At 40.7% G+C, this 9,105-nt stretch carries 10 protein-coding genes; 3 read left to right on the top strand and 7 right to left on the bottom strand.

Features of this window, described 5'->3' with window-relative positions:
• Window positions 1-283: 283 nt before the first annotated feature.
• The 7 genes from ACSLUK_RS18930 to hemA form a co-directional block, all read right to left on the bottom strand.
• Window positions 284-625: a Fis family transcriptional regulator gene (locus tag ACSLUK_RS18930; RefSeq protein WP_448550356.1), complete on the bottom strand. Its 342-nt coding sequence runs from the start codon at window positions 623-625 to the stop codon at window positions 284-286.
• Window positions 626-693: 68 nt separating this feature from the next.
• The gene (gene kdsA, locus ACSLUK_RS18925; protein WP_448550355.1) at window positions 694-1,536 is read right to left on the bottom strand and encodes a 3-deoxy-8-phosphooctulonate synthase; all 843 of its coding nucleotides are present in this window, start codon (window positions 1,534-1,536) and stop codon (window positions 694-696) included.
• Between the two features lie 59 nt (window positions 1,537-1,595).
• Entirely contained in the window at window positions 1,596-2,393 is a 798-nt protein-coding gene (locus ACSLUK_RS18920; RefSeq protein ID WP_448550354.1) for a tetratricopeptide repeat protein, read from the bottom strand.
• Window positions 2,394-2,459: 66 nt separating this feature from the next.
• Window positions 2,460-2,828: a SirB2 family protein gene (locus tag ACSLUK_RS18915; protein ID WP_448550353.1), complete on the bottom strand. Its 369-nt coding sequence runs from the start codon at window positions 2,826-2,828 to the stop codon at window positions 2,460-2,462.
• 18 nt (window positions 2,829-2,846) lie between these two features.
• Window positions 2,847-3,734 carry a peptide chain release factor N(5)-glutamine methyltransferase gene (gene prmC, locus ACSLUK_RS18910; protein WP_448550352.1) on the bottom strand — a complete coding sequence of 296 codons (888 nt, stop codon included), beginning with the start codon at window positions 3,732-3,734 and terminating at the stop codon, window positions 2,847-2,849.
• Window positions 3,718-4,806, bottom strand: coding sequence for a peptide chain release factor 1 (prfA, locus tag ACSLUK_RS18905; RefSeq protein WP_448550351.1), 1,089 nt, complete (start codon window positions 4,804-4,806; stop codon window positions 3,718-3,720). Before prfA ends, prmC begins: the two co-directional genes overlap by 17 nt.
• Before the next feature lie 118 nt (window positions 4,807-4,924).
• The gene (gene hemA / locus ACSLUK_RS18900; RefSeq protein WP_448550350.1) at window positions 4,925-6,199 is read right to left on the bottom strand and encodes a glutamyl-tRNA reductase; all 1,275 of its coding nucleotides are present in this window, start codon (window positions 6,197-6,199) and stop codon (window positions 4,925-4,927) included.
• Window positions 6,200-6,392: 193 nt separating this feature from the next.
• Between hemA and lolB the strand changes: the two genes are divergently transcribed.
• The 3 genes from lolB to ACSLUK_RS18885 all read left to right on the top strand — a co-directional run bounded on the left by lolB (window position 6,393) and on the right by ACSLUK_RS18885 (window position 9,030).
• A complete protein-coding gene (gene lolB / locus ACSLUK_RS18895; protein ID WP_448550349.1) occupies window positions 6,393-7,085 on the top strand; it encodes a lipoprotein insertase outer membrane protein LolB in 693 nt (230 codons plus the stop codon).
• A complete protein-coding gene (gene ispE / locus ACSLUK_RS18890) occupies window positions 7,082-7,966 on the top strand; it encodes a 4-(cytidine 5'-diphospho)-2-C-methyl-D-erythritol kinase (RefSeq protein ID WP_448550348.1) in 885 nt (294 codons plus the stop codon). Before lolB ends, ispE begins: the two co-directional genes overlap by 4 nt.
• A 116-nt stretch (window positions 7,967-8,082) precedes the next feature.
• Window positions 8,083-9,030 carry a ribose-phosphate pyrophosphokinase gene (locus tag ACSLUK_RS18885; protein WP_448550357.1) on the top strand — a complete coding sequence of 316 codons (948 nt, stop codon included), beginning with the start codon at window positions 8,083-8,085 and terminating at the stop codon, window positions 9,028-9,030.
• The last annotated feature ends 75 nt before the right edge of the window (window positions 9,031-9,105 follow it).

Below are 9,105 nucleotides of genomic sequence, written 5' to 3'. Positions count from 1 at the left end.
AATATGTTTATCGAGTTTGCGAACCAGATGATTGGTTGGAACTAACTGGTCTAACGTAACCATTTCCAGTTCGTGTTGTTGCGGGGATGGCTCTCTTAACATGGCTCATTATTGTGAATTTCCATGTTTTTATTAGATCAAAGTCCTAGACTACTGTCTAGGACTTTGTCATCAGTCTGAAAGGAGGTCTCTAGACCTCCTTTTCTATTTACTATCAACTAAGCCATGAATAACAACTGTTTCTTCTTCAGTAATGACGAATATTAATGGCACACTAACAATGTCAAACCCGCAACCTTTTCGCCCAGTTGCCGTCATGTTCTTCGCCACATCGTTCTTCCGTATCGTAAATAATTAAATTTTTGACAATCTTTATGTTGATATTGATTGCGCTCAAAGCGGTTGCAATTTCGAGGTTAAGCAATTGAGATTCTGAATTGGTATAGCTAATCAAGTTTTCATTGCTATCAAAAACACATACGATTTGCAGCGAGTTAGGAAAGTCTGCATAGCTTACTTTATGAGTTAGCCACTGAAAACCCTTAACCTTTTTCAACGCACGTTCACATACATGAGTAAGTTGCTCACGTAGTTGTTTGTCTATCTTTTTATCTGTTTTACGCATTAATCTTTGCACCTTGAGTACCAGCCACAAAAAAAGGAGCTACCGCTCCTTTTCTACTAAAGTTGGTATCAATCAGTAATAAGCGGAGGAAACTGTTTCACTAAGTCATCAACCGCTTTCATCTGCGCTAGATATGGTTCAAGTTTATCAAGTGGTAATGCACAAGGACCGTCACATTTTGCTTCGGCTGGGTTAGGATGTGATTCAATAAACAACCCTGCGATGCCGAGCGCCATTCCACTACGTGCTAGTTGTGCAGCCTGAGCACGTCGCCCATCCGCTGAATCTGTTCTTCCACCTGGTTTTTGCAGTGCATGCGTTGCATCGAATATGACCGGTGCATATTGCTTCATTTCATCCATAGCAAGCATATCAACAATTAAATTGTTATAGCCAAAGCAACTACCACGTTCACACAATATCACCCTATCATTACCAGCCTCTTCGAACTTTTTGATGATATGGCGCATTTCATGCGCAGCTAAAAACTGTGGCTTCTTAACATTAATAATCGCGTTCGTCTTTGCCATAGCTACAACCAAGTCAGTCTGTCTCGCCAAAAATGCTGGAAGCTGAATGATATCGACCACTTCAGCCGTTGGCGCAGCTTGAAACGGTTCATGGACATCAGTAATAACAGGTACGTTAAATGTTGATTTAATCTCTTCAAATATTTTTAGACCTTCATCAAGCCCCGGCCCTCTGTATGAGTTTACTGATGAGCGATTAGCTTTATCAAATGACGCTTTAAACACATAAGGAATACCAAGTTTTTCTGTCACATTTACGTAGTGCTCAGCTATTGTTAATGCCAAATCTCGCGACTCAAGCACATTCATCCCACCAAAGAGAACAAACGGCCTATCGTTTGCTATTTCAATTTGGTTCAACTTAATAGTTTGTAAACTCATGTTCATTCCTTTCAAGTTAATGACTACCGATCAATTTCGATATCACTCATCATCATTTTTTAGTGTAATTTACTGTCAATAATAGACACTTGTGCTAATTGTTTTTTTAGTAATTGTGCCGCTGGATCTTTCGGACACTGTTGAACAAAGTATTGATAATCATCATAAGCCACTTTAAAGCAGTCCAATTGGTGCAATAAATACCCCCTATCTCGACGCTCAAATGGGTCTTCCGGGCGAAGTGCAATCAAAAGGTCAACACAGATTAGTGCCTTGTCAAACACTTGCTCTTGAATAAGCGCGGTTTTTAACGAGGTTAGGTGTTTCAATATTACACTTCGTTTATCCATAGTACTTAAATAGACCTGACTCGGATCACCGCCTAGCTCAGCCATTCGCTCGTCCAACTCTTGCCAATTTAGCGATTCGCCAGAAATCGGATCGAAAATAATGGTATAAACATCATCACAAATTATGCGTACCATCACTTTTTCCGGCACATAAACTATATCTGCTTCGAGCCCTGCTTGCTCAATAATATGCCTCAACACTATCGCTTTTAATGTAGGTGAAAGAATGCGCTGTTCAGTCCCTTGTTTAATTCTGTGCGATACTACGGGCCAACTTGCCTTACTTGTATCTACAAATAACTGTTCAATGAATAAGGCATTAATCATTACCTCAGATTGTTCAAGCACATCGCTATATGATTCTATAGCTTCAGCACAAGTTTCAATGATATTTTTCAAAAAGCACTTATCTAGCTTAGCGCCAAATATGTGTTCTTCAATCATAATAACAGTAGATAATAAATCAGTTTGTTCAGCGTTAATTTCTGACAACAACAACTCGTTCATAGGTACTAACTTTACTACTTTTCTCTTGTACGCATTTTGAATTTTAATAAGTTCTAAATTCGACTACTAAAATAATATCGGTGTTTTAGTCATTGCTAATTTTACTACCAGCACTACCCAGCCTAACGCTCCTACAAAACCAACCACCTGCATCATTCGGGTGCGAGCCAATTTTAGTGCGTAGTATCCCGTAAAAATATATGCGATAACAGCAAGCAATTTTTCTCCTAACCATAACTGTTCAAAAGGATTTAGCGCTAACTTCATCATCAACACTAAGCCAAATATAAGTAAACAGGTATCAATGACATGCGGTAATATCTTCACCCACTTCTTGTTTAACTGTTCAGATCCCACAAGCGTCCACGCAAAACGCAAAGTAAACAGCAAAACGCTCAATAGTGCTGCTGTCATATGTAAATGTTTAAATATCATGAGGTTATTATCCTTTTATTATCGTGCTTTTTTATAGCCCATAGTAATTCGAGGCTGACCATTATAATCTTCTATTGTTACCACATCGCTATAACCTAGATGTTCAAAGACACCTCGAACCGACTGACCTTGCTCAAAACCGTGCTCGACAAGTAATGCACCGTCATCATTGAGATAACGCCACGCGTTTTCAGCTATATGTTCAATGTCTGCAAGACCAGCATTGGCAGCTACAAGTGCCGATTTAGGTTCAAACCTTACGTCACCTTCCTTTAAATGCGGGTCCAGTTCATCGATATAAGGTGGGTTACTCACAATAATGTCAAAACGGCTATTTACATCAACGGCGTCAAACCAGTTACTTTGGTAAATAGCGACATTGCTTACTGCAAGTCGTTGTGCATTGCGCGTTGCTAGAGCAACTGCCTGTTCACAGTAATCAACAGCTTCAAGTTCCCATTTAGGCCTTTCCGAAGCAATGGCAATTGCGATCGCCCCCGTTCCTGTTCCTAAATCTAGACATTTAACGTTCTGGCTCGGGAATGTATTTAGAACGATCTCGACCAATACTTCAGTATCAGGTCGAGGTATTAGCGTTGATGAATTTACTTCAAAAGGTAATGACCAAAATTCCTTCTCACCAAGTATATAAGCAACGGGTTCACCTTTTACGCGCCGCTCCAATAACTGAAAAAAATGCATAGCGTCATTTTCAGGCAATAACTTTTCTGGCCAAGTAAGTAAATAAGAGCGTTCTTTGGCAATAGCTTTACACAACAGTAACTGTGAATCTAGTTTTGCGCTATCAGAAACGGCACTACATATTTTAGTGCCGTACGCTATCAATTGTTCAATTGAACGATCTTCAGGCAATGTCATGACAACAAGATTAGTTTTGATCGGCAAGTGCTGCTAACATATCCGCCTGATTTTCTTGCATTATGGGTTCTAATACCAACTGCAAATTACCTTCAATCACTTCGTTCAAACGATACAATGTCAGGTTAATGCGGTGATCTGTCATGCGACTTTGAGGATAATTGTAAGTACGAATCCTTTCTGAACGATCACCACTAGCAACTAAATTGCGACGCGATGATTCTTCTTCGCTTCGACGTTTTTCGTCTTCAGCAGCCTGTAGGCGTGCTTGAAGTACAGACATCGCTTGTGCACGGTTTTTATGCTGCGAACGTTGGTCTTGACACTCTACGACAACACCCGTTGGAATATGGGTAATACGAATGGCCGAGTCCGTTTTGTTAACGTGTTGACCACCGGCACCTGAAGCACGGAATGTATCAATTTTAAGGTCCGCTTTATTGATTTCAATGGCTTCAGATTCAGGAATTTCTGGCATTACCACTACAGTACATGCAGAAGTATGCACGCGCCCTTGTGATTCAGTTTCTGGCACACGTTGTACGCGGTGTCCACCTGATTCAAACTTCATTTGGCCATACACGCCTTCGCCAGAAATCTTAAAGATAACTTCTTTGTACCCGCCTTGCTCGCTTTCACTAATATTCATGATTTCAGTGCGCCAGTTTTGCTTTTCGCAATAACGGGTATACATACGATACAAGTCACCTGCAAATATCGCGGCTTCATCCCCCCCAGCACCAGCGCGAATTTCAACAAAACAGTTGTTGTCATCGTTAGGATCTCTTGGAAGTAATAAAATTTGCAATTCATCTGAAAGCTTTTCTACAGCTTCTTTCGCAGCCTTAAATTCTTCTTGCGCCATTTCACGCATGTCAGGATCATCATCCTTAAGCATTTCTTCAGCGGTTGCAAAGTCATTTTGCGCTTCTTTATAATTGTTGAACGCTTGAGTTACTTCTTCTAATTGCGAAAATTCTTTTGACAGCGCCTGAAACTTTGCCTGATCTGCAATTGTTTCAGGATCAGACAACAATGCCTGTACTTCTTCGAATCTTTCTACAAGCCCTTCTAGCTTTTGATAAACAGAGTCTTTCATTCAATAATTTCTTTATTCAATCATTCTTGTTCAGAGCAGATTTGCTCACGAATATCATATTAACGGTCGATAATGCCACGAAGTGTAATAACTTCCTGACTTTCTTTCAACTTAACCGTCACGGCTTATTTTGATGATCAATATCAAATATGTCGCGAAGATAGAGTAATTTGTCGAGCTCACCACCTTGAGCTGCACTTTGAATAGCACTTGTCGGTGCATGCATGAACTTATTGGTAAGTTTTGTGGCCAACTCAGCCACAACGGCTTCAGCTGGTTTGTCAGATTTTAATTGCGTCAATGCTTTTTCGAGCAAAGCATCTCGTTCTGCCAAACATTGGTTACGATAGCTTACTACCGTGTCTTGCGTGTTTAACCCACGTAACCACGCCATAAAGGTGTCAGATTGTTCGCCAACAATAGCTTCTGCTTTCTGAGCTTCTTTACGACGATTTTCAATATTCTTGGCGATAATGCCTTGCAAGTCATCAACTGTATATAGGAAAACATCTTCCAATTCAGAAACTTGCTCTTCAACATCACGCGGTACCGCCAAGTCTACCATAAACATGGGACGGTGTTTACGCCTATTTAGTGCGCTTTCAACCATACCTTTACCAATAATAGGTAACGTACTACCTGTCGAACTGATGACGATATCAGCATCGGCTATTTTTTCAGGAATCTGCGCTAATGTAATAACATCAGCGCCGAATTGCTTAGCTAGAGGTTCTGCTCGAGATATAGTTCGATTGGCTACTGTGATTTTACCCACGTTGTTCTCGTAGAGATGCTTAGCCACCAATTCAATTGTCTCACCTGCACCAACGAGTAAAACTTTCGCTTTCTCAAGACTAGCAAAAATATGTTTCGCTAAATTAACCGCAGCAAATGCAACAGAAACAGCACTTGCTCCTATTTCGGTTTCAGTTCTGACCTGTTTAGCAACGCCAAAAGTACGCTGAAACAAGCGATCCATAACAAGCGCCATCGTACCCGCAGCTTTAGCTTGACTGTACGCCTGTTTCATTTGACCAAGAATTTGCGGTTCACCTAGTACGAGAGAATCAAGTCCACAGGCAACACGCATCATATGATTAACTGCTTTTTTATCATTATGCCAGTATAAGCTAGGCATAATAGTAGAGGCTGGCACATTGTGGTGTTGTTCAAGCCATCTAACGACGCGCTCTTGGGTGGCATTGGTACCGCCCGGTGTGACCAAGTACAACTCGGTTCGATTACAAGTTGATAAAATCGCCGCTTCCTGGCACTGCACATGCTCAAGCATATCTTGCAATGCAATACTCAACTTGTCTGGATTAAACGAGATTTTCTCTCGAACTGCAACGGGTGCAGTTTTATGGTTAATACCAACAGCGACTATGGACATAAATACCTAAAGGTCTACAATTTCTTACTGCCATGAAATCCATGACAATGATCAAACTATACGGATATAATAGCTCAATGTTTTGTGTCTATCGTAGTTCAATTATAAGCGGATATGCTAAGCAACATATGATCTACAACAAAAACCCAGCAATTTTACGCAATATTTCACGTTAAGGAAAGTAGTTAGTTATATGAACGCCTATAGTTTTGCCTTAAAACCTACAAAGCGTCCCGTAAAAACAGCAAAAAGCGTATCTGGCAGGTTATTACGTAGCTATACAAAGGTTTTCTGTACGGTAATTTTACTTAGTTTAACGGCTTGCAGCAGCCTGCCCGAATTTTCTTCATCTAAGCCTACCATCGTTTATTCTCCGTCGAACCATAATGCCTATTTAACACAACTCACAAACTGGCAAGTAACGGGAAAAATCGCACTAATCAATAAACATTCGAGGGAAAGCGCGTCATTATTCTGGCAAAACCAACCCTATAAACAACAAGAGAAGCTCGCATTAACCACCTATTTGGGCATCAATGTGCTGTCTATAGAGCGAAATAAAAAACAATATCAAATTACCTTTAACGATGAGACACACGAACATCACGATCTGGAATATTTATTGTGGGGTGTATCAGGGTATCAACTACCAGCGAAAGCGTTGAAAAATTGGTTAAAGGGCTTACCCAATTCAAAAAAAGACAAAGTAACATTAGTGAAAGGTAAAGAAACACCGTATGAAATTATTAGTCATTACAAAGGATTAACCTGGGTTATTCACTATCAATCCTTTATGGATGTTGATGGCGTACCATTACCGCAAAAAATTAGCATTAAACAAAATAATTTAACGATTAAACTTTCAATCAATCAATGGATAATATGACTTCCAACACGCCAGTAGTAAATACTCATAAATCAAACTTTTTAGAATTTCCTTCGCCTGCCAAACTCAATTTATTTTTGCACATTGTAGGTCAAAGAAATAATGGCTATCACGAGCTAGAGTCTATCTTTCAGTTTTTAGATTTTGGTGACACCATTGCAATTCGGCCAACATCATCGGGCGAAATAAACCTACTTACCCCAATTATTGGCGTAAATTATGACGATAACCTAATCATTAAGGCCGCCAAATTGCTCCAGCAGGCAACAAACTGCCAACTGGGCGCAGAAATCAAAATAACCAAACGTCTTCCCATGGGAGGTGGCATTGGTGGAGGTTCTTCTAACGCGGCGACCGTGTTGCTAGCTTTGAATAAACTCTGGAAAATCAACTTATCAGACGAAGCATTATCTAAGTTAGGCCTGTCTCTTGGTGCAGACGTACCAATTTTTGTCCATGGGCATGCGGCTTTTGCTCAAGGCGTTGGCGAAAAATTTACCTCAGTTAATCCAACAGAATATTGGTATCTAGTAGTGCATCCAAACGTTCATATTTCAACAGCAGAAGTATTTACAGCCCCAGAGTTGACGAGAGATACGGCGCGTTTACCCACAGGTAAAATCGATATAGAAAGTTGCCATAACGACTGCCAACCAACCGTAATTAATCGCTACCCTGAGGTTGCAAATTTGCTGTCATGGTTGATAGAATACGCGCCGTCTCGAATGACGGGTACAGGCGCTTGTATTTTTTCACGCTTTGATACACAACAAGAGGCATTGCAATTACAGGATAAATTACCTCCGGGAAATACCTCCTTTGTTGCAAAAGGTGCTAATATTTCTTCAATGCGTAAGGCTATTAATGCATTGAATATTTAAACCAACCCGACGATTTTAATGAATTGAAATTGTCACTAAAATGAGAATGGCTCGCGGCAAGTTTCTTGCTATGCGGCCATGTAATTACTATGTCACAAGTTTCTGAGGAACTGATTGTGCCTGACATGAAGATTTTTGCGGGTAACGCCACCCCTGAACTGGCCAAACAAATCGCGAACCGCCTATACATTACATTAGGCGAAGCCAAGGTTGGCAGTTTTAGTGATGGCGAAATTAGTGTTGAAATAACTGAAAATGTTCGTGGGGCAGACGTTTTCATTATTCAATCTACTTGCGCACCAACTAACGATAACCTGATGGAACTTATTGTAATGATTGATGCATTACGTCGAGCTTCAGCAGGTAGAATCACAGCCGTTATGCCTTATTTTGGTTATGCGCGCCAAGACCGTCGTGTCAGAAGTGCTCGTGTACCTATCACAGCAAAAGTTGTGGCTGACTTTTTATCAAGTGTTGGCGTTGATCGCGTATTAACTGTTGATCTTCACGCTGAACAAATTCAGGGCTTCTTCGATGTTCCAGTGGATAACGTATTCGGTACGCCTATCTTGTTGGAAGACATGAAAGAAAGAAATCTGGATAACCCAGTTGTAGTGTCGCCAGACATTGGTGGTGTTGTACGTGCTCGTGCAGTTGCTAAGTTATTGGATGATGCCGATCTAGCAATTATTGACAAACGTCGTCCACAAGCTAACGTAGCACAAGTTATGCATATTATCGGTGACGTTGAAGGTCGTGACTGTATCATTGTTGATGACATGATCGATACGGGTGGTACTTTAGCAAAAGCTGCAGAAGCACTTAAGAACCACGGCGCTAAGAACGTATATGCTTACGCGACACATCCAGTTTTCTCAGGCAATGCAGCTGAAAACTTAAAAGCTTCTGTTATTGATGAAGTTATCGTTACCGACTCAATTCCGTTATCAGCCGAAATTAAAGCGCTTGGCAATGTTAAGCAGCTAACACTAAGTGGAATGCTGTCAGAAGCGATTCGTCGTGTTTGTAACGAAGAGTCAATTTCAGCGATGTTTGATAGCTAAAACTTACATTTTAGTGATCCCAAAAGGCCAGTTAAACTGGCCTTTTCTATTTGAGTTGCCCCCCCACCTTCCTTT

It is taken from the genome of Thalassotalea fusca (assembly GCF_053485835.1).
This window is presented reverse-complemented; position numbering and strand designations above follow the sequence as displayed.